This window comes from Blautia faecis, assembly GCF_027662325.1.
Lineage (GTDB): Bacteria > Bacillota > Clostridia > Lachnospirales > Lachnospiraceae > Blautia_A > Blautia_A faecis.
The window spans coordinates 18,728-38,584 of sequence record NZ_JAQDKY010000014.1 but is presented as its reverse complement, the minus strand read 5'-3'; the positions used below and the strand labels follow the sequence as shown (position 1 = coordinate 38,584).

Here is a 19,857-nt window from a genome sequence, read left to right as displayed (position 1 = left end):
GGCTCTCTCATTGTAGCACTTTACACTAATAAATTCAACTATTATCCCTTGTATTCTCACTTTCTCTCTACAATCTTGTAATAAACCTTCGCTGTCAGCCCATAAATCACGCCATAAACCAAAGCAAACACCAATAATGTCACCACCGTGCATCTGGCAAACAAACCGCTGTTTGTCATGCTAAACAGCGCCAGCAGTCTCTTTACCATAGGAAATGCCATAGCAATATGCAGTGCTGCCATTCCAAGAGGAAGGAAAAATACCATAAGGATCTGTCTGTGAATGGAAGATTTCACCTCTTTATGAGTCATGCCCACCTTCTGCATGATCTCGAACCGTTCCTTATCCTCATAGCCCTCTGAAACCTGCTTGTAGTAAATGATCATGGCCGCCCCCATCAGGAACAGCAGTCCAAGGAAAATTCCAAGGAACAAAATTCCACCGAACATACTGTAAAAACTGTTATACAGTTCCTGTTTTATAGTACTGTAGTTCATTCCCACTTCTATAGTTCCAGCTGCTTTTTCGGAATCCAGAAGCTCCGATGCAAGATCGCTTACTTTGATGGCAGATGCATATTTTTCTTCTTCACTTCCAGACAGATACACATCCGTTTCCAGTTCCATCAGAGACATTGCACTTTGATAAACTTCCTCCTGCTGCAAAAACAAAGCAAAAAAGTCTTCGTCATTTACAACCAGCTTCAAAGAATCCATAGAAGAAAAATTATCTCCCACATACTGATAATTTTTCAGCCATTCTTTCACCTGGTAAACCTTGTTATGAATCTCCAGAGTCTCACCGTCTGTTTTTCCATTGTGGTAAGCAAGAACTTCACCTGGCGCAAGGGAAATCTCTTCTCCCGTAACCCTGGCATACTCTTCCTGTGGAACCACGGTAAGGGTTTCCAATGAGGCTGGCATTGCCATAAGGGAACTCCCATCAACATTTGCAAATTTCCAGCTCCCATCTTCGCTTCCCACAAGCGTAGATGAAAAAGCAATTTCGGTGTTAATTTTCTCATAAGAAACCTGGTTTTCAATTTTTCCCAGTAATTTCTCTCTCATTTTTTCCAGATCTTCATAAGAATTTCCCCGGTACAGCACATTCACATCCGCCGGACAGCGTTTGTTCATAATATCATCCAGTCCGGAATTCAGACACACCGTAGAAGAGATCATCAGAAGTACGCCTGTGCTCAGAATACAGATACTTGCAAGTCCAACTGCATTTTGTTTCATGCGGTACAGCATACCGGAAACAGCAGTAAAATTCTTGGTTTTATAATAAAATTTCTTATTCCAGCGCAGGACTTTGAGCACCACAATGCTTCCTGCTGTAAAAAGAAGATACGTTCCTGCCATTACCAGAACCACTGCCACAAAGAACAGCGCCAGCGCCGAAAGAGGTGACTCTGTGGTAATGGCAATATAATATCCGATAAACAGACAGATAAAACCAGCAACCGCCATCAGCCATTTTGCTTTTGGTTCCTTTTCCCCTGTATTTTGTGCATGAAGAAGCTGAATCGGGTTTGTTTTGTAAACCTTTCGGATATTTACCAGAAGGATCAAAACAAAAATAGCTCCAAACACTTCCAGGCATATTCTGATTGCCGGAACGCTGACTTCGAACCCAAAGGACGCCGGAACCTTGATCAGTTTCAAGAGCAGCAGAAGCGCCAGCTTGCTTCCCAGAATTCCCACAAGGATTCCGCCAACAAAACTGATCAAGGCACTAAACAGATTCTCCAGCATCATAACCCTGCTGATATGCTTCTTTTCCAAACCGAGAATGTTGTAAAGTCCCAGTTCCTTTTGTCTTCTTTTCATGAGGAAACTGTTGCTGTACAACAGGAAAATAAAGGAGAAAATAACAATAACGCCAACTCCCATAGTCGTGATCATCAACACGTCACCACTGTGACGGATCGTTTTCATTCCTGCATTATGATTGATAAAAAGCATCATATACAGCATTGCCACATTGAACAGACACGCCAGAATATAGGGCACATAGATCTGTTTGTTTTTTCGGATGTTTACAACTGCCAGCCTGGCAAAAAATCCCTTACGCATGATACTCACCGCCCGTCATCAAAATGGTTAAGGTATCGGAAATCATCTGATACATCTCCTCTTTTGTTTTCTCGCCGCGATAGATCTGGTGGAAAACTTCACCATCTTTTATGAACAGAACCCTGGATGCCCGGCTAGCTGCCTGGGCGCTGTGAGTAACCATGAGAATGGTCTGTCCCTGTCTGTTTATCTCTCCGAAAACGTCCAGAAGAGCATTTGCAGCCTTGGAATCGAGAGCCCCTGTGGGTTCATCCGCAAGGACCAGGCGCGGCTGTGTAATCAGAGCCCTGGCAACTGCACATCTTTGTTTCTGTCCTCCAGAGACCTCATAAGGATATTTTTCCAGCAGTTCATAAATATGAAGAGCCTGTGCAATAGGGCGGATTTTCTGCCCCATTTCCCGGTAATCTTCACCAGCCAGCACCAGCGGCAGATAAATATTATCCCTCAGGCTGAAGGTATCAAGAAGATTAAAATCCTGGAACACAAAGCCCAGATTTTTTCTTCGAAATGTAGAAATCTCCTTGTCAGAAAGGTGTCCCAGGCTTTTTCCATCCAGAAGTACGTCTCCGGAAGTAGGTTTATCCAGTGTTGCAAGAATATTCAGAAGTGTAGTTTTTCCGGAACCGCTTTCTCCCATAATTGCAACAAATTCACCTTTTTCCACAGAAAAATTCACATTGGTCAATGCCTGCACCTTATTTCCGCCAAAACGGGTGGTATATATTTTTTTCAGATTTGTAACTTCAAGTAATGACATTTTTTACTCCTCTCCTTTATCAATGAGCTTTTTCATACGCTTCCTTGCAAAAAACAGTATACTTAAAAAAGTCACTTGCTGCCATCGAATCAGATTACAAAATGCAGGCAGAATCTTACAATGTTGTAAGGTTGTCACATAAAGTTTGCAAGAAAAAAATTTCATCTGGCAAAACTCTTTATGATATAGAAGATTTGGTCAGTATTTTTTGCAATATAAAAAGGCCGCTGACATATACGACCTTTTTTATATTATAATCCCCTATTGGGCATATATCTTCTCTGGCGTCATTCCGGCAGCCAATGTAAGATAATACACCGCGTCCGCCGCCACACACACTACGTTTTCCTCATGCATAAACTCTGTGATTTCCGAATCAAAAAGCATGTTTGCCTGTGCTTCAAATTCCTCATCCTTATCCCAGAACAAAACTGCAATATTCAAAAAAGGAAATACCGGAAGCACATACCCCACATCTCCCTGAGGAAGCAAAGTTCCCCCAAGAGCCTCACAGGCTTTTCTTAATTCTTCTGTTTTCCCGGCGAAAAGCTCCTGCAGCCTAAAAATAATCGTCCTTCTGTAAGCAGCCTCAAAAGGATACACTCTCTTCACCTGGCGAAAAGCCACCAGATTGCCCGATGCCACAGGATGAGCTGCTGAATAGTAAAACGTATTATAAATATTCATCACCGTATCAAATCCAGGGCTTTTCCCATCTTCTGTAATGAATCCGTTTTTTCGGTCAATTCGAAATCTTTTTGAAAAGTAGATGATATAAAGAAACTCCTCATCAGCTTCCAGCTGAAATTTGCGAATCAGTTCCTCCTGATCCATTTCCAGGAATTTCAATCTCCAGTTCTCGATTACCTGGTCATAATTAGACTGCCTGTTTTCTGGCATAATACATTCTCCTCTTATCCGCTATTTACCTTTAGCTATGCCATATAACTTGAAAGCTTCCTGTTTCAAGTATTTTTACCAGCTGCTCCACTTCATCGGAGTTCCAGTTTTGCGCAGTCTGTGCTTCCCCTGTGAATTTCACGCAGGTTCCGCAGGAAGAGCTTAAATTCCTTGGCACCGGCATGATCGTAGCCGGATATCCCTCTTTCTCACATTTTTTCTTGAAAGACATAGCTCCAAAATGGGAAAAAAATGTGGCTATGTAATCTCCCATTATTTCTCAAGAGTGAGGACAAAGTCTTCCCCATCCTCTTTTACAGACACCTTATATCCCTGATGCAGGGCGAAACGGGATACGTTTTCTTTGGCTGTTACGTTATCTACCATTACCGTATATGCCTTCTCACCGGATGCCAGCGCATTCTTAGTACGGATCACAGGTTCCGGGCAGGAAAGCCCTCTTGCATCTATTGTTTTCATACACTTAATCTCCTTAGATTTTTCATTATTTCAACTAAACGGAATTGTCTGTTTACACAGATATACTATAAATGAGCGTCCTTAATCAACTTCACGCTTCATTCTTACGCATGGAATTTACTGTCGCAATCACGATCAGAACCACAAAACCGATCACAACAGCGATCTTGCCATTTGCAGTCGGGCCTTCTCCAGAAGATGCCAGTCCGAAATTATGTGCTACAGCTGCACCAGCCATCAGACCAAATACTGTGATGGCGGAGTCTGTGTTTCCTTCACCAGCCAGAACCAGCTGACGAAGCGGGCAGCCTCCAAGAAGGACACAGCCAAATCCTGCAAGCGCCATTCCAAGTGCATTCCAAAGACCATCTGTATGTGCGACAGGTTGTCCTGCAAATCCTGGATTAAAATATCCCAGGATCATGTTTCCGATCAACGCACTTACCAGAATTGCAATAAATCCAAGAAGCAGCTTCCACTCTCCAAACAGTACCACGTCACGGATTCCTCCAACCATACACAGGCGGGTTCTCTGTGCAAGTGCACCTACCAGAAGCCCTGCGATCAGGGAGATTGCAATTGCTGCATGCTTTGCTCCAGGACCACCGTCAGCTTCTGTGAAGTGGATGAATGCAGGTGCTGCAATGAGAAGCAGAAGAATTCCGATTTCCACTACTGGGAAAATGCCGCCTTCAACCGGCTGCATTTTATAGGAACGTTTCAGAGTATAGCCTTTTTTCAGGAAAAATACTCCGGCAAGGATTCCAGCAATAAATCCGATCAAACCAAAGATGGCGTTGAAATCGCCGCCAGCCAGACGAAGGATCATGCGGAATGGGCAGCCAAGGAACATCAGGCAGCCGATCATAACGAACATTCCGATCACAAAACGGGTAACAGGTGCGGAGCCGCCTCTTGGCTTAAATTCTTTGGTTGCAAGAGCAAGAATGCAGGAGCCAAGTACCAGTCCTACAATTTCCGGGCGGATGTACTGAACCGCAGCTGCACTGTGGAATCCCAGTGCTCCTGAAGTATCACGCAGGAAGCAGGCAATGCAGAAGCCCATATTTGCAGGGTTTCCGAAATATACCAGAGCCACTGCAATGATTCCGATGATGACACCGGCTCCGATGATTATGGGTGTTTCTTTCTTTGACAATGTTTCTTTCATACTCTTTCCTCCTTAGATAACTGTCAAATCTTTCCTCTATTTTAGCATTTTTTGTCAGAAAACTCTAATTGATTATGTGGGATTATTTTAAGCATTTATAGATATCGTCGATAAATCGTGGTATTATAGATATATTAAATAACCATTTTCCAAGCGAAAGGATATAATCATGAACCGAATTTACCTCGACCAGGCCAGCACCTCTTTTCCAAAGGCTCCAGGTGTGGCACAAGCTATGATGGATTACCTGACTATGAACGGAGTTAACGTGAACCGCGGCTGCTACTCCAGTGCTTACTCAGCAGAAGAAGTTATTTATGAGACACGCCAGCTGCTGGCAGAACTTTTCCACTTTTCCAAATGCAAAAATGTAATTTTTACACCGAATGTCACCACCAGTCTCAATTTTATTTTAAAAGGATTCTTAAAACCAGGAGACCATATTCTGGTATCCGCCATGGAGCACAATGCAGTTATGAGACCTGTAGTACAGCTGGCTTCCTCAGGAATTTCCTTTGACCGGATTCCTTGCAGAACGGACGGCTCTATGATTCTGGAAAAAGTAGAAGAACTGATCCGCCCTGAGACGAAAGCTATTGTCACTTTACATGCTTCCAATGTATGCGGAACCAGGATGCCCCTTGATGCCCTTGGGGAAATCTGTCAGAGGCACCAGCTTTATTTTGTTGTGGATTCTGCACAGACGGCTGGGATCGTACCAATTAATATGGACAAAATGCATATTGACGCGTTAGCTTTTACCGGACATAAAGGACTTCGGGGACCACAAGGGACAGGTGGTTTCCTGGTTTCCCAGGAATTGGCAGAACAAATGGAACCACTGATTTCCGGCGGTACCGGAAGTGTATCTCATACGGAAGAAATTCCGGATTTTATGCCGGATCGCTTTGAATCCGGGACACCTAATCTGCCTGGAATTTATGGACTGCATGAAGCACTTTTGTACTTGAAAACGCATTCTTTGCAGGCGATAAATGAAAAAGAATTGTCTCTCACTGGTTATTTTCTGGAACAGCTGCAGGCACTGGACGATACTGGCAGACATATCCGTATTATTGGAAAAAAAGATCTCACTGACCGAAATGCAGTTGTTTCGATCCAGACACCAGAAATCGACATGTCACAGGTGGCGTGGCAGCTGGACAATGAGTATGGTGTTATGACCAGAGTCGGACTCCACTGCGCTCCAAACGCCCACAAGACGCTTGGTACTTATCCTGCCGGAACTATCCGGTTCTCCTTTGGACCGGAAAATACAAAGAATGAGCTGGATTTTGCCATCCAGGGATTAAAGAAAATTTTAGACTTATAAATTCAGCATTAGTAACACTTAATTAGTCTTTGAGAAAGGAACCAGTATTTTTATCCTATGGAATTTAAACAATTAGAGGCCTTCGTAGCCGTAGTCGAAAATAAAAGCTTCTCCGAAGCCGCCCGCCAGCTGAACCTGACCCAGCCCACCATCAGTGCCCACATCAATTCTCTGGAACAGGAATTGAACTCGCGGCTGCTGATCCGCACCACCAAGAAGCTGAATATCACCCAGCGCGGTCTTCTGCTCTATGACTGCGCCTCCAATATGCTGAACATGCGCAGCAACATTATAGAAGAGTTCACCGGACAAAATAAAAAGATCATTGACCTGGCTGTTTCCACCATTCCTTCCTCCTACCTTCTGCCAGGTATTCTCAGTGCCTTCACCTGCCAGATTCCAGACGTATATTTTCACTCCTGGCAATCCGACAGTCTCGGCGCTGTGGCAAGAGTTCTAGATGGCAGCGTGGATCTGGCTCTGGTGGGAAATACCTTTGACGAACCAGACTGCTGTTTTATCCCTTTTTGCAAAGATAAACTTGTAATTGCCACCCCGGTCAACCAGCATTACCTGCAATATCAGCAAAAAATGGATTCCGGTACCCTTGATTTCTCTGATTTTCTAAGAGAACCCTTTATTATGCGCGAAACTGGTTCTGGAACCAAAAAGGAAATTGACCGCTATCTGGAAAAACGAAATATCCCGGCTTCTTCCCTGCACATTGTAGCCCGCATGAACGATCTGGAGGCCATCCGCAAGTCTGTAGCCGGCGGCCTTGGAATCTCCATCCTCTCTGCCTGCTCTGCCAAAGATCTGGCCGACACCCACCAGATTCTCATGTTTCCCCTGAATCACGAATCCGCCATGCGAACCTTCTACATTGTGTACAGTAAGAACCGGATTCTGAAGCCACATGTGAAGCAGTTTTTAAAATTCGTAACAAATTTTTATTAGAGCGTGTTTAAAAAAGGCTTTCTGCACGATGTGCGTCACAATTTATGGGAGATTTTTCAAACACACTCTAATAACCGCTTTCAGAAATACCAGACAAAAGGAAGCTGCCCACCAATTTCCCAGTGAACAGCTTCCCATTTCATTCACACATATTCAAAATTCAATTTCAGCAACTGCCGCCAGCTTATTTCTCCTCAGCAGTCTCTTCAGCCTCTGTCTCAGTCTCCGGAACTACGTTGTGAACTGGTGTTACAGTTGCGACAACTGCTTCCGGATCAGTTGTGATGTGGATATTCTTATTCTTGGCGATTTCAAGGTCTTTCACACGAAGCGTATCACCAATCTTCATACCAGCCACATCAACCTTGATCTTGTCAACCAGATCTGCCGGAAGTGCTTTGTATGCAACCTCTTTCAACTCATCCTGCAGAACACCTGACAGAACCTTCTCTTCATTTTCCAGTATGATCTCAGCAGTGGAATGAACCATCTCATTGCTAACCAGTGCCTGGAAATCTACCTCTTCTACTGTATGTGCAAGTGGATTATAATCAACTTCCTTGATCAGCGCATCGTAGGTCTTGCCATCCAGCTCCAGCATTACCTGACTGCCCTTGTTATTGTTCTTCAGAAGAACTTCAATTTCCTTCTTGGTGAACTTAAGGGGAATGGAACCTTCAATTTCTCTGCCGAACAGGTTACCTGTTACAAATCCTTCTCTTCTTAATTTCTTTGCTTTGACATCCATGCTTCTTTTTTCAGCTTTTAAAGTATTCATTTATCTTTTCCTCCAAAATTCTGAAACGCTTAGCAGCCTTCAACAAAGAGGTTTTGTTAAGTACTTCTTTTTTCTTTTTACGTCCCTTATTATAGTCACTTGTTTCAATTATGATTAACCAAACATAACTTTTTTTAAGGGATTTTTTTGTTAAAATCTGCTCTTGTTTTTCTTGGAAAATGGAAGTATAAAATAAATGAATCACTCAAAATTTTCAGGCAGTTGTCTTCTCTGCCGTAAAAGGCAGTTTTCGCTCTGCAACCTGCTTCAATAATGCCTCACTATGAGATACCACGATCAACCCGATTTCCCGCCTTTTTACTTCATCCAGCAGGAAATTCCATATCTGGCTCTGCGTGATGAGATCCAGCATGGTACTGATCTCGTCTGCAATCAGAAACCTTGTCTCTTTTCCCAGTGCTCTTGCAATACAGAAACGCTGCAATTCCCCACCGGATAATTCCTGAGGATACCGGTTCAACCAATCTTCTTCTATCCCCAGCTCCTCTATGATCCGATTTTCAACCTGCCCTCCATCAGACAAAATATTTTCCATTTTCAGTCTGGGATTCACAGCCCTTTCCGGATGCTGCCAGATCATCTGCACCGGACAATACCCTTTCTTCGGCAAAGGCTTTCCATCCAGCAAAATCTGTCCTTTGCAAGGTTCCAGATAGCCAGCCAGAATTTTACACAATGTGGTTTTTCCATAGCCACTTGGTCCTGGCACCCACACTCTTTCGTTGTTTTCCACTTTAAATTTTATATTTGAAAAAAGTTCTGCGCCTTTTCTCTCATAAGAAAATGAAATATCTCGTGCTTCCAGAATCATTTTACATCTCCTGTTATAACTATTCAGTAGGCAATATGCATTAAAGTTATCCCCTATCTGACTTTACTATGAAAGTCCCGGATTACGAATGCTGTCGGCAGCTGTGGGAGTGCCACAGGCACACAACAGCTGACTTTCCTATATAGTAATGTCGCCGATAGGTGGTATTTCCGTTTTACATACAATACCGGATACACCTGACACTTCCGCATCCATCCTCCACCATAGGTATCTCCCCTGTGCATTCTTCCCGATACCAGCTGCACCTTGGTCCAAAAGGACATCCCTGCGGCATGTCTTTCACATAAGGCTGGGTTCCGTCAAGAGGGGTAAAGCCATTCTGTGGAAGTGCTCGCCACAATGCTTTCGTATAAGGATGACGCAAGGTCTCTTCTGAACAAAAATCTGAAACCGGGGCCTCTTCTACTGTTTTTCCTGCATAAAAAACAACGATCCTGTCAGCAACTTCCAGTGCCAGCTCAATATCATGAGTAATCAGAAGAACTCCATTTCCTTCATCTGCAAATTTTCTGAAATCCTCCATAGACTTTTTCGCAAGTGTCAGGTCCATGCCAGGCGTAGGTTCATCCGCAATAATAAGCTTTGGATTTTCCATTAATGCAGTAGACAGCAAAATTCTTCTGGTCATTCCTCCAGAACACTCGAAAGGATATTTCGTTTCCGTTTCCTCAGGCAGACCATACCTGCGGAACAATTCCGATTGCTTTTCTGCCCCTTTTCTCCCTCTTTTTCCCCGGACCTGTTTCCCCACTTTCATAAGCGGATCCAGATATAAGGTGCTCTGAGGTACGAAAGCAATTTCCTTTCCACGAAGTTCACTGATCTTCTTTTCGTCCATCAATTCACCCTGGAACTTCATAGTTCCGGATACATTTGCATTATAAGGCAGAATTCCCAAAATCGTATGTGCCAGAAGACTTTTTCCGGAACCGCTGGAACCGACTACAGCCACCAGTTCCCCTTCCCTCACTGCAACAGATAGGCCTGAAATCACGGGAAGCCAGCTCTGTCTGCTGGTTTTTCCTTTATATTGGAGAAAGGAAACGGAAAGCTCTTCTATTTCCAGTATTTTTTTCTTATTTGTACAACTCATATTTTTTCATACGCTGCTGTCTCTTACCGGACAGCCCCTCCTGCTATTCTCTATTTGTGCACACTTCCCGGATCCAGAAGCTGACGAAGAGCTGTACCTCCTTTTTCAAACAGCACAACCGTAAGAACCAGCATCATTCCAGGAAATACAGCCAGCCACCATTTGCCCATGATCAGATAGCGCATACTTTCTGATAAAATAACTCCAATCGCCGGCTGCTCTGTGGAAAGCCCAAAGCCCAGAAATGTAATACTGGACTCATGAAGAATTGCATGCGGGAAAAGCAATACCAATCCAACAATAAACTGGGGTAGAACATGGGGAACTATGTGTTTTTTCGCAATCTCCCATTTGCCCAGCCCAAGCTTTCCTGCAATCTGAATATATTCACTTTCCCGAAGCTGCATAACCTCTCCTCGGATCAGCCTTGCCAGAGATGTCCAGTGCGTCAGCGCCACACCTGCGATCACTCCCTTCAGCCCTTTTCCCATAGCATAGGAAATCAGGATCAACAGCAGAATATGCGGAATTCCCATAACAGTGTCAATTGCAAAAGAGATGGCAGAGTCCACCTTTTTCCCAAGAGTTGCTGCACAAATTCCAAGAATCAGTGCCATAACTGCGCTTACACCTGCTGCCAGCACGCCAATAAGAATACTCATAGATAAACCGGTAAGAGTACGGTAAAACATATTTCTGCCCAGCCAGTCCGTACCAAAAGGATATTTCAGACAGGGAGCAATATTTTTTCTGGAAAAATCAGTCACCATAGCGGCATCATGAAGCACCACTCCAAATATGGCTGTCGCCGCCAGAAAAGCTACAGAAAAAATCAGCAAAATCCTTGCTTTCTGCCGCTGATTCAGCCTTTTCCTCTGCTTTTCCACGGCTCCCGGGCTGCCCTTTGAACAACTGTTTCTCATTACACCTTCGTTCATAGCCCCAGCCCTCCCTTCCGGATTCTGGGATCAACAACTCCATACAGTACATTTGCCAGGAAATTTCCCAGAAAAACAATGGCTGCTGTTATTAATGTAATCCCCATAAGGAGAGGCACATCACTGCCAGTTCCCGCCGCTACAGCCGCCTGTCCCAGTCCCGGATAGGAAAATACCTGCTCCACAAGAACGGAACCTCCTATGATCTCACTGACAGATGCAAACTGCAGGGTCATGGCCGGAAGCAGCACATTACGAATGCCATGGTGAAAAATGATGCTTCCGGTTTGCTCTCCCCGCGCCTTTGCAAAAAGGATGTAATCGCTTTCCATTATATCAATCATTTTTTCCCTGGTATGTAATGTGATATTCGAAATTCCGGTTATGCTTAAAGTGACTGCCGGAAGAATGGCATGACGCACTCTGTCCAAAAAGGTAACACCGCTGACTTCTACTCCAATAGGAACACTAAGTCCAATGGGAAGGATTTTCATCCAGACTCCAAAAATGATCAACAGCAAAAGTGCCAGCCAAAAAGAAGGAGTGCTGGCAATCACCAGCGAATAGCCTTTTATGATCTTATCCGGCAGCCTGCCCTGAAACACCCCTGCAAGTACTCCCAGAAGGAAGCCCACAAGTCCGGAAACCACCCACGCCAGTCCCATAAGAAAAAGAGAATTTCCCAGCTTCACTGCAATGACCTTTGTCACCGGCTGCCGGTATAACAGAGAAATTCCTCCATCTCCCTTTATAAATGCATTCAGCCAGTTCAGATATCTCTGCACTGGCGGTTCATCCACGCCCCAGTAGGAGCGCAGCTTTTCTTTTTGTTCTTCACTCATACTGCCCAGAGCAGCCTGCCCCACATTGGCCTGTAACGGGTCAATGGGGGAAGCTGATACAAGGGCAAAGGTAAGAATGCTTACTGCAAAAAGCAGTAATATGATTCGTAGCAGGTTCTTTCCTGCGTAAATACCTATGCGTTTCATCTTAATTTATCCGTTTCGTTTTTTCTTACTCTTTATTCCCATTCCCACTGGTCTATATTGTTTACAATAGACCAGCCATGGCCATGAGGATGTAATTTCTGATCTGCCACTTTCAGACCATCACGTACAAAATAAAGATGATCAATATTGCACAGCCAGATCCACGGAATATCCCCTTCCTGTGTAATTCCTGTGGTTCCGTCCCACTGGGCTTTTTTCCAGAGATCGTAGGATTCTTCCAGGTTGCTGCTTGCAAGTGCTTCGTCCATGTATTTGTCAACTGTCTCATTTGCATATGGAGAATATTCCGCACTTCCGGTATCTTTGATGGTGTGATAAATATTGTAAAGCTCCATAGGGCTATGTGCTCCCCATCCCCATATAAGCGGTTCTGACTGTGCCTGATCGTAGGCGGTATCCCAGCCAACACCAGAAGTAGTTACATCAATTCCAAGCTCACGCAGCTGATTCGCAGAGTCTTCTGCAAGTGCCTGGCGCACAGAATCTCCATTTGAAAACATAATGGTAAGCTCTGCTTTTTCCCCATCTTTTTCTCTTATTCCGTCATCGCCTTCTATCCAGCCTGCTTCTTCCATCAGAGCCTTCGCTGCATCAAGGTCATACTCTGTAACAGCCTCCTCGTTGTACCATGGCATTTTGTCGCAAACACTATAGGCTACTGTTCCATAACCATTGAGTACATTTTTGATCATCTCTTCCCGGTCAATAGCAAGATTAATTGCACGTCGTACCTTCACATCGGAAGTCAGACTGTTTCCATATGTGATACCGTCCTTTTCTTCTGGTTCTGTACATGGAAGATTAAAGCCACGGTTATCCACAGTTGCCACACTCAGGAGTTCATATCCGTCAATTTTCTGATCACTGTAAGATGCTGCTGTGTGAGCTACATCTGCCTGTCCGGACATTGCCGCTGCCATGGCTGCGTCTTCTTCCATAAACAGCACGGTCAGTTTTTTAATCTTTGGTTCTTCTCCGTAGTAATCCGGGTTTGCTTCAAAAATAACCTGCTGTCCTTTGTCCCACTGCTTCATAATATAGCGTCCGGAACCAATTGGATTCTGTCCATAATTTTCATCATAGGCATGCTCTGGTACGATTCCCACAATTGCCATGGTGTATGGCCAAATGGAATATGGCTCATTCATATGAAACTCTACCGTCGTATCGTCCACTGCAACCGCTTCCTTCAACATGGTAAAATCGTTTACAGAGCTTTCATCACGACAGGTATTAAAGGTAAAAGCAACATCAGAGGCGGTCAATGGCTCTCCATCTGTAAACTTCACATCATCACGGATTTTTACAGTCCAGGTAAGACCATCGTCACTACAGGAATACTCTGTGGCAAGGTCATTTTCAATTCCAAGGTCCTTGGTGGTACGAACCAGGGTACTCTGGATCAATGGCTCATGAACATGCTCTCCGGCTCCCCATCCGTAAGCCGGATCAAAACCGGATTCCGGTTCTGATGTGGTTGGCATTGTAACTACCACAGACTGATCCTCCGCACCCGCATAAACATTCCCGGCTGGTACAGCCAGCAGCATGGCCGCTGTACATAATAAACTGATTACTTTCTTGATTTTCATAGCAGTTCTCCCTCTTGTTTTTATTATCAGCAGAAATATTATTTTCTGAAGATTACTGACTCTTTTTTCTCCATCCCTCATTTCTTCTCAGAGCGTGTCTGAAAAAGGCTTTCTGCAAGATGCACATCACAATTTGTGGAGATTTTTCCCGAATCCGGGTGAAATATACCGCAAAGTGGGGCGTGCAGACTGCGGAATTTTTTTCAAATACGCTCCAGATAAGAAAGGCAGTTATAAGCTTTTGTCCTATAACTGTCTTTCTATAGAAGGTCTGTATTTACATGTAATAATGAGTGGAGGTGTTACATGTAACTATGTATAAAAATTCGCATTTCAGGCGTTTTCTGCCTTGCTGCTGAAACCTATTGTATCAAAATCAACAGGTATCACAAGCTCCCCAGGGGGATATTTACCCATTCCCATTTTGCATATTTTTCTGCTTTTATGGAATATCTTACAAGGAAATTTCAAGAAAAAAAAATCCTGCTTGCAGGATTCTCCGACTGCGGCGGGTTGCCTCGAACGGCAACTCCCCTTTCATCGCAGTGCAATCCTGCCCGGCAGGGCTTTCTTCTGTGCTTATTTTACTCAAATACTGCATCCACCAGCTTCTTTGTATACGCCTCTTTCGGCTCATTGATAATATCATCCGGCTTCCCGCTCTCCACCACTTTTCCGTCATACAGAACCAGCACCTTATCGCAGAAGCTCTGTACAAGTGCAAGATTATGGCAGATAAATATAAAGGATAAGCCATGTGTATCCTTCAGCTCTTCCAGAAGCTCCATGATCTGCTTCTGAATGGTCACATCCAGTGAGCTGGTAGCTTCATCGCAGATCAGCACCTTCGGTTCCACTGCCAGTGCCCTTGCAATTGCAGCTCTCTGGCACTGTCCTCCACTGACCTCATGTGGATATCTTTTAGCCAGTTCTTCTTCAAGTCCGCACTGTTCCAGCAGTTCTTTCACCCTTATTGCGATATCGGCCTTCTTCATGCCGCGATTTCGAAGGCTCTCTCCGATTCCATCCCCCAAAGTTCTTCTCGGGTCAAAGGAACCTGCCGGATTCTGAAAAACCATCTGGATATTTCCATATACGTCCCTCAACTGGCTCTGTTTCAATTTCGTAATGTCTTTTCCCTGGAATTTCAAAGTACCATCTGTAATATCCGTCAGCCTTGTGATCATCTTCGCCAGTGTACTTTTTCCGGAGCCGGATTCGCCAACGATTCCAAGTGTTTCTCCTGCCTTCAAAGAAAAGCTTACGTCATCCACAGCTTTAAAAGGCTCTTTTCCCCTCTGCGCAAATACCTTCGTTAAGTGTTCAGCTTCCAAAAGTGTGTTCATGATCTTTCCTTTCTCTTAAGCCTTGGAACTGCTGCCAGCAGCTTCTTCGTATAGGGATCCTGTGGATGGTTCAACACCTTTTTTGCCTCTCCATATTCCACCATTTTTCCATTCTTCAGAACCAGAACGGTATCCGCCATTGCCCGAACTACACCAATATCGTGGGTTACAATTATAATTGCTGTTCCAAACAATTCCCTGAGCTTTAACATTTCTCTTACTACCTGACGCTGAACCGATACATCCAGTGCACTTGTAGGTTCGTCTGCCAAAAGAATCGGTGGATTCATCAGCATGGAAATGGCAATCCCTGCTCTCTGATTCATTCCACCGGATAATTCAAAGGGATAGCTGTCCCACACGCGCTGGCTGTCTTTAAAATTCAGCTTTTCAAACAATTCCATGGCACGATCCTTTGCTTCATTTCTGCTCACTTTCTTATGGGCGCGCATACTCTCATAAATCTGGTCACCAATCGTACGGATGGGGCAAAGAGAGGCTCCTGCATCCTGAAAAATCATGCCGATTCCTGATCCCCGGATTTTTCTTTTTTCCTTCTCTGAAATATCCAGAATATTCTGTCCCATATAACAGATGTCGCCTCTGGTTACCAGGCCTCCTGAACCAAGAAGTCCCATAGCAGCTTTGATCAGTGTACTTTTACCACTTCCGGATTCTCCTACAAGCCCCAGGATTTCGCCCGGTGTGAGTGAGAAGCTTACATCATGGACTACCGCTTCCCCGTCAAAGGATATCTCCACCGAATCATAGGTCAGTATTTTATTCTCCATTGTCGTGCAAACTCCTCCTTGATATCCAAAAAATATTTCTGCCAGCTGCCTGTATTATCCATACATGGCAGCTGGCTCTCATTTACACCATAGGCAGGTCAAACTCACAAAGCATATTTTTCCTTAGTTAATATCCAGATCTGCTGTCAACTCATAGTAATCACAAGGATGGGACACAAGACCGGTTACATTTGACTGCATGATCATGCTCATTTTAAGATGAGAACAGAACACATAAGCGTTGTCGTCCAGAACGGTCTGCTGCATCTGAATTCCCAGTTCGGAACGTTTTTCCACATCAAATTCTTTTCCCATCTCTTTTGCAAGCTCTTCCAGCTTATCACTGTGATAATGTCCATTATTGGAAACAGAGTTATCCAGAGCACAGGTTGTGAAGAAATACTCCGGATCTCCTGTTGGGGCTGTTACCATGGCACTTGCGTATACGTCCCACTGCGCAGGATCTTTGCGGATGGTATTGCTGTCAGATGTGCAGTTAACCTGAACATCCATACCAATCTCTTTCAGAGTTGCCTGGGCTGATTCTGCCAGCAGCGGAAGCTCCTGACGGCTTGGATAGGTAAGCCAGCGGATTACAAGCTTCTCGCCATCCTTTTCACGAATTCCGTCACCATCTGAATCAACCCAGCCTGCATCCTCCAGAACCTTTTTGGCTCCATCCGGATCATAGCTCTCTGTAGTCAGATTCTGTCCGCCAAATGAAAAAGTATCCGGGAATGCACCAACTGCCGGATATCCGTATCCATTCAGAAGTACGGATACGAAGCTCTCTTTGTCAATTCCCATGGCAATTGCCTTGCGGACTGCCGGATCAGAAGTTACCGTACTTTCAAAATTCATCCATGCATAGAATGCGCGGCTTGTTGCAGCACTGGAGAACGTAAAATCATCATTCTCAAATAAAGGATAGCTTGCATATGCCATACCATAGGCAGCATTGATTTCACCTGCCTGAAGTGCAAATGCCAGTGTATCACCATCGGAAATCGTGCGAACAGTGATTTCATCTACCTTTACATCACCGTTCCAATAGTTTTCATTTTTTACAAGTGTAAGATGATCGTCCGTTACCAGATCTGTAGCCACATAAGGGCCTGTACCGATTACAATTCCATTGTCCGTAATTCCAGCCTGTACATCAATAATGCAGCCATAGGGATCACTTAAATAGTTAATCAGTGCCGGTTTCGGCTCTGTAGTCTTAATGATAACCACATTTCCATCTGCCTCAATACTGTCAATGCAAAGGTCACCCGCTGCTCTTTCATGATTTTCAACCAGAGACTCCAGGCTTTCCTTTACCGCCTGTCCATCACAGACACGCCCATTGGAAAATACAACACCATCGTTCAAAGTAATTTTCCAGGTCAGCTCATCTACATTTTCATATTCTTTGGCAATCCATGGTTCAATTTCCATGGTATCAGAATAGCGGAACAGGGTTTCGCCGACACCATAGCGGATGCAGGCCCAGCCGGCGTAGGTGTTCTGTGGATTGATATCCGCTTCTTCATTCTCCGCATTAAAGGTGGTATCACCAAATACAAATGTTTTCTTATCTTCCGCCATTGCGGGCACTGTAGTTAATCCCATTGTCATACAGACAGCCAGTGCAATTCCAAGAATCTTCTTTGTTTTCATTTACATTCCTCCTCGTGTTTATTCATACTCTTATATTTAACATGTTTTTTTCCAAAGCTTACATATTTCATTTCCGCTTTGCCAGCACAAAAGAGTCCAAAATTGTGTTTTGGAAGCCGCGTATTTCAGCCTCTGACTGTCTCGCATCACTTGATCCGGCTATTCTTCGGATCCAGGTAATCCCGGACGGTATCTCCCAGCAGATTAAAAATAACCACCGATATAAAAATCGCAATTCCCGGCGACAGAACCACCCATGGATATGTCTGGATCATACTTCGTCCACCGCTCATCATGCTTCCCCACTCAGCCATTGGAATCTGCGCTCCAAGACCCAGAAAGGAAAGTCCTGCAAGCTCCATCATCATGGTTCCAATATCCAGCATAGCTGTTACCAGTACCGGTCCGATCATATTGGGAAGAACATGTCTAACAAGGATCTGAGCAGAGCTGTCCCCAGCCAATATCGCCGCATGGATGTAAGGTTCCTCTTTCAAAGCCAGTGTCTGACTTCTGGCTATACGTGAATACTTTGGCCAGCTGACCACTGCCAGCGCAATAATAGCATTTTGGATACCTCCCCCAAGAATGGCCGCGATCGCCATTGCAAACACCAGCCCTGGAAATGCCAGACAGACATCAGAAATTCTCATCATAACAGAATCCAGAATTCCGCCATAATAGCCACAGCATAATCCCACAATCGTACCAAAAATGGAAATCACAGCCACCAGTATAAAAGTGGAAAAAATACTGGCTCTTGCTCCGCTGATCACCCGGGACAGCATATCCCTGCCATAAGTATCTGTCCCCATTGGATGCTGAAGACTGGGTGCCTGAAGGGCGCTGGAAAGATCCTGGGCGTAAGGGTCATAAGGACAGAGATGGTCTGAAAAAACTGCCAGGACTACAAGACAGACAGCCAGAACGCTGAAAATTATCAGCTTTTGTTTTATATGGATCTTTCTAATCCTCTGCACACGCACGGTTACGTGCTTTCCATTATCTGTGCTTTGCCCATTTTTCAGCACTACACTTTCTTTTTGACATCTACCTTGTTCTTTCTTACCCATCTTTGCCAGTATTTTACTTTCCGTTTTCTTTTCTGGCACTTCGTCCATTTTTTTTACACTCACTGCTTCGCACCTCCCAGACGGATTCTCGGATCAAGGAACCGGTAAGACAGGTCTGTGAGCAGATTCACCAGCACATAAATGATCGCCATCCACATAACATACGCCTGAATAATGGGATAATCGCGCATGGAAATAGCATCTACTGCCATTTTTCCAACACCGTCCCACATAAAGATGGACTCCACAATTGCCGTACCGCCAAGGAGGTTTCCCACTGACAGCATTAACAGGGTAATGACCGTAACCAGGGATGCTTTCATAATACTTTTCCATAAGGTAACAGAAAACTTCACCCCACGGGCACGGGCGCCTGCTACATAATCCTTACTCAGCTCATCTAACACAGTAGCCCTTACCTGCCGCAGATATTTCGCAGACATGGCAATGGCCAGGGTTATGGCCGGCATTGCAACACTTTTCAGACTCACATCCTTGGCAATAACAGGGAAAATCCTGACCCGGATTGCAAGAAAATACATAAGCAAAAGTGATACAAAGAAATTAGGAAGACTGTTTCCTATAAAACTGCAGAAACGAATCAGGTAATCAGCAATTGTATTCTGCTTCACCGCAGACAAAATTCCCAAAGGAATCGAAATAATAATAGTAAGCAGAATGGAAGTAGCCGTAAGAAGCAGGGTTGCCGGCAGTTTTGATATAAAAGTATCAAAGACCGAAACTCCTGATACATAGCTGTTTCCCATATCTCCACGCAGCAGTTTTCCAAGCCATACAAAATACTGGGTTAAAAATGGCTTATCCAGCCCCAGCTCTTCTCTTGCCGCATCCAGTGCAGCTTCTGACACTACCCCTCCTGTATTCTCCATTTTCCGCGTTACAACATCACTTCCTGCAATACGCATCATTCCATAAGAAAGAAAAGTAATTGCAAACAGAATGGGAATCAGCTGAAGGATACGTTTGATTGCATATTTTTTCATTTAATTGTCTCCATTCCATACTGTACAAGTAGGTTTTT

20 protein-coding genes are annotated in these 19,857 nt (G+C 44.4%); 3 read left to right on the top strand and 17 right to left on the bottom strand.

Annotated features, from left to right (window positions below; all coding sequences use genetic code 11):
- Positions 1–56: 56 nt before the first annotated feature.
- The 6 genes from PGQ38_RS08695 to yedE all read right to left on the bottom strand — a co-directional run bounded on the left by PGQ38_RS08695 (position 57) and on the right by yedE (position 5,389).
- Positions 57–2,078, bottom strand: coding sequence for an FtsX-like permease family protein (locus PGQ38_RS08695; protein ID WP_204452690.1), 2,022 nt, complete (start codon positions 2,076–2,078; stop codon positions 57–59).
- Positions 2,071–2,838: an ABC transporter ATP-binding protein gene (locus PGQ38_RS08690; protein ID WP_173716048.1), complete on the bottom strand. Its 768-nt coding sequence runs from the start codon at positions 2,836–2,838 to the stop codon at positions 2,071–2,073. Before PGQ38_RS08690 ends, PGQ38_RS08695 begins: the two co-directional genes overlap by 8 nt.
- 261 nt (positions 2,839–3,099) lie before the next feature.
- On the bottom strand, positions 3,100–3,738 hold the full coding sequence (locus PGQ38_RS08685) for a DUF3786 domain-containing protein (RefSeq protein ID WP_173718159.1): 639 nt from the start codon (positions 3,736–3,738) through the stop codon (positions 3,100–3,102).
- Between the two features lie 31 nt (positions 3,739–3,769).
- Positions 3,770–4,012 (bottom strand): putative Se/S carrier protein, encoded by a 243-nt coding sequence (locus tag PGQ38_RS08680; protein WP_148461113.1) that lies wholly within the window; start codon positions 4,010–4,012, stop codon positions 3,770–3,772.
- Positions 4,012–4,218 (bottom strand): sulfurtransferase TusA family protein, encoded by a 207-nt coding sequence (locus PGQ38_RS08675; protein ID WP_148461112.1) that lies wholly within the window; start codon positions 4,216–4,218, stop codon positions 4,012–4,014. Before PGQ38_RS08675 ends, PGQ38_RS08680 begins: the two co-directional genes overlap by 1 nt.
- Before the next feature lie 91 nt (positions 4,219–4,309).
- Positions 4,310–5,389 carry a YedE family putative selenium transporter gene (gene yedE / locus PGQ38_RS08670; protein ID WP_118578170.1) on the bottom strand — a complete coding sequence of 360 codons (1,080 nt, stop codon included), beginning with the start codon at positions 5,387–5,389 and terminating at the stop codon, positions 4,310–4,312.
- 169 nt (positions 5,390–5,558) lie between these two features.
- On the opposite strand from yedE, the gene PGQ38_RS08665 reads away from it, so the two are divergent.
- Both PGQ38_RS08665 and PGQ38_RS08660 read left to right on the top strand, forming a co-directional pair.
- The gene (locus tag PGQ38_RS08665; protein ID WP_118578169.1) at positions 5,559–6,722 is read left to right on the top strand and encodes an aminotransferase class V-fold PLP-dependent enzyme; all 1,164 of its coding nucleotides are present in this window, start codon (positions 5,559–5,561) and stop codon (positions 6,720–6,722) included.
- A gap of 57 nt (positions 6,723–6,779) precedes the next feature.
- Positions 6,780–7,679 (top strand): selenium metabolism-associated LysR family transcriptional regulator, encoded by a 900-nt coding sequence (locus PGQ38_RS08660; protein ID WP_118578168.1) that lies wholly within the window; start codon positions 6,780–6,782, stop codon positions 7,677–7,679.
- Between the two features lie 184 nt (positions 7,680–7,863).
- On the opposite strand, the gene PGQ38_RS08655 is transcribed toward PGQ38_RS08660, so the two are convergent.
- From PGQ38_RS08655 to PGQ38_RS08630, 6 genes are all read right to left on the bottom strand, one after another.
- Positions 7,864–8,457, bottom strand: coding sequence for a 50S ribosomal protein L25 (locus tag PGQ38_RS08655; RefSeq protein ID WP_195700086.1), 594 nt, complete (start codon positions 8,455–8,457; stop codon positions 7,864–7,866).
- A gap of 214 nt (positions 8,458–8,671) precedes the next feature.
- Positions 8,672–9,289: an ABC transporter ATP-binding protein gene (locus PGQ38_RS08650; RefSeq protein WP_195409800.1), complete on the bottom strand. Its 618-nt coding sequence runs from the start codon at positions 9,287–9,289 to the stop codon at positions 8,672–8,674.
- Between the two features lie 175 nt (positions 9,290–9,464).
- Positions 9,465–10,403, bottom strand: coding sequence for an ABC transporter ATP-binding protein (locus tag PGQ38_RS08645; RefSeq protein ID WP_204452689.1), 939 nt, complete (start codon positions 10,401–10,403; stop codon positions 9,465–9,467).
- A 50-nt stretch (positions 10,404–10,453) separates the two neighbouring features.
- The gene (locus tag PGQ38_RS08640; protein ID WP_173734892.1) at positions 10,454–11,290 is read right to left on the bottom strand and encodes an ABC transporter permease; all 837 of its coding nucleotides are present in this window, start codon (positions 11,288–11,290) and stop codon (positions 10,454–10,456) included.
- A gap of 47 nt (positions 11,291–11,337) precedes the next feature.
- Positions 11,338–12,330 carry an ABC transporter permease gene (locus PGQ38_RS08635; protein ID WP_204452687.1) on the bottom strand — a complete coding sequence of 331 codons (993 nt, stop codon included), beginning with the start codon at positions 12,328–12,330 and terminating at the stop codon, positions 11,338–11,340.
- A gap of 32 nt (positions 12,331–12,362) precedes the next feature.
- Positions 12,363–13,901: an ABC transporter substrate-binding protein gene (locus tag PGQ38_RS08630; protein WP_270431367.1), complete on the bottom strand. Its 1,539-nt coding sequence runs from the start codon at positions 13,899–13,901 to the stop codon at positions 12,363–12,365.
- 140 nt (positions 13,902–14,041) lie between these two features.
- Here PGQ38_RS08630 and PGQ38_RS19890 point away from each other — a divergent pair, with 140 nt between their 5' ends.
- Positions 14,042–14,209 carry a DUF6783 domain-containing protein gene (locus tag PGQ38_RS19890; RefSeq protein WP_334284955.1) on the top strand — a complete coding sequence of 56 codons (168 nt, stop codon included), beginning with the start codon at positions 14,042–14,044 and terminating at the stop codon, positions 14,207–14,209.
- Between the two features lie 318 nt (positions 14,210–14,527).
- On the opposite strand, the gene PGQ38_RS08625 is transcribed toward PGQ38_RS19890, so the two are convergent.
- From PGQ38_RS08625 to nikB, 5 genes are all read right to left on the bottom strand, one after another.
- Positions 14,528–15,289 carry an ABC transporter ATP-binding protein gene (locus PGQ38_RS08625; RefSeq protein WP_204452684.1) on the bottom strand — a complete coding sequence of 254 codons (762 nt, stop codon included), beginning with the start codon at positions 15,287–15,289 and terminating at the stop codon, positions 14,528–14,530.
- The gene (locus PGQ38_RS08620; RefSeq protein WP_195391971.1) at positions 15,286–16,080 is read right to left on the bottom strand and encodes an ABC transporter ATP-binding protein; all 795 of its coding nucleotides are present in this window, start codon (positions 16,078–16,080) and stop codon (positions 15,286–15,288) included. Before PGQ38_RS08620 ends, PGQ38_RS08625 begins: the two co-directional genes overlap by 4 nt.
- A 123-nt stretch (positions 16,081–16,203) precedes the next feature.
- A complete protein-coding gene (locus tag PGQ38_RS08615; RefSeq protein ID WP_204452683.1) occupies positions 16,204–17,742 on the bottom strand; it encodes an ABC transporter substrate-binding protein in 1,539 nt (512 codons plus the stop codon).
- Between the two features lie 146 nt (positions 17,743–17,888).
- Positions 17,889–18,878, bottom strand: a complete 990-nt coding sequence (gene nikC, locus PGQ38_RS08610) for a nickel transporter permease (protein WP_226814808.1) — start codon at positions 18,876–18,878, stop codon at positions 17,889–17,891.
- A complete protein-coding gene (gene nikB, locus PGQ38_RS08605) occupies positions 18,875–19,819 on the bottom strand; it encodes a nickel ABC transporter permease (protein WP_173716039.1) in 945 nt (314 codons plus the stop codon). Before nikB ends, nikC begins: the two co-directional genes overlap by 4 nt.
- Positions 19,820–19,857: the final 38 nt, after the last annotated feature.

What these genes read in the sequence shown, in the direction of transcription:
- PGQ38_RS08695 (WP_204452690.1), bottom strand. Translation starts at nt 2,078, where the DNA reads ATGCGTAAGGGATTTTTTGCCAGGCTGGCAGTTGTAAACATCCGAAAA.
- PGQ38_RS08690 (WP_173716048.1), bottom strand. Translation starts at nt 2,838, where the DNA reads ATGTCATTACTTGAAGTTACAAATCTGAAAAAAATATATACCACCCGT.
- PGQ38_RS08685 (WP_173718159.1), bottom strand. Translation starts at nt 3,738, where the DNA reads ATGCCAGAAAACAGGCAGTCTAATTATGACCAGGTAATCGAGAACTGG.
- PGQ38_RS08680 (WP_148461113.1), bottom strand. Translation starts at nt 4,012, where the DNA reads ATGGGAGATTACATAGCCACATTTTTTTCCCATTTTGGAGCTATGTCT.
- PGQ38_RS08675 (WP_148461112.1), bottom strand. Translation starts at nt 4,218, where the DNA reads ATGAAAACAATAGATGCAAGAGGGCTTTCCTGCCCGGAACCTGTGATC.
- yedE (WP_118578170.1), bottom strand. Translation starts at nt 5,389, where the DNA reads ATGAAAGAAACATTGTCAAAGAAAGAAACACCCATAATCATCGGAGCC.
- PGQ38_RS08665 (WP_118578169.1), top strand. Translation starts at nt 5,559, where the DNA reads ATGAACCGAATTTACCTCGACCAGGCCAGCACCTCTTTTCCAAAGGCT.
- PGQ38_RS08660 (WP_118578168.1), top strand. Translation starts at nt 6,780, where the DNA reads ATGGAATTTAAACAATTAGAGGCCTTCGTAGCCGTAGTCGAAAATAAA.
- PGQ38_RS08655 (WP_195700086.1), bottom strand. Translation starts at nt 8,457, where the DNA reads ATGAATACTTTAAAAGCTGAAAAAAGAAGCATGGATGTCAAAGCAAAG.
- PGQ38_RS08650 (WP_195409800.1), bottom strand. Translation starts at nt 9,289, where the DNA reads ATGATTCTGGAAGCACGAGATATTTCATTTTCTTATGAGAGAAAAGGC.
- PGQ38_RS08645 (WP_204452689.1), bottom strand. Translation starts at nt 10,403, where the DNA reads ATGAGTTGTACAAATAAGAAAAAAATACTGGAAATAGAAGAGCTTTCC.
- PGQ38_RS08635 (WP_204452687.1), bottom strand. Translation starts at nt 12,330, where the DNA reads ATGAAACGCATAGGTATTTACGCAGGAAAGAACCTGCTACGAATCATA.
- PGQ38_RS08630 (WP_270431367.1), bottom strand. Translation starts at nt 13,901, where the DNA reads ATGCTGCTGGCTGTACCAGCCGGGAATGTTTATGCGGGTGCGGAGGAT.
- PGQ38_RS08625 (WP_204452684.1), bottom strand. Translation starts at nt 15,289, where the DNA reads ATGAACACACTTTTGGAAGCTGAACACTTAACGAAGGTATTTGCGCAG.
- PGQ38_RS08620 (WP_195391971.1), bottom strand. Translation starts at nt 16,080, where the DNA reads ATGGAGAATAAAATACTGACCTATGATTCGGTGGAGATATCCTTTGAC.
- PGQ38_RS08615 (WP_204452683.1), bottom strand. Translation starts at nt 17,742, where the DNA reads ATGAAAACAAAGAAGATTCTTGGAATTGCACTGGCTGTCTGTATGACA.
- nikB (WP_173716039.1), bottom strand. Translation starts at nt 19,819, where the DNA reads ATGAAAAAATATGCAATCAAACGTATCCTTCAGCTGATTCCCATTCTG.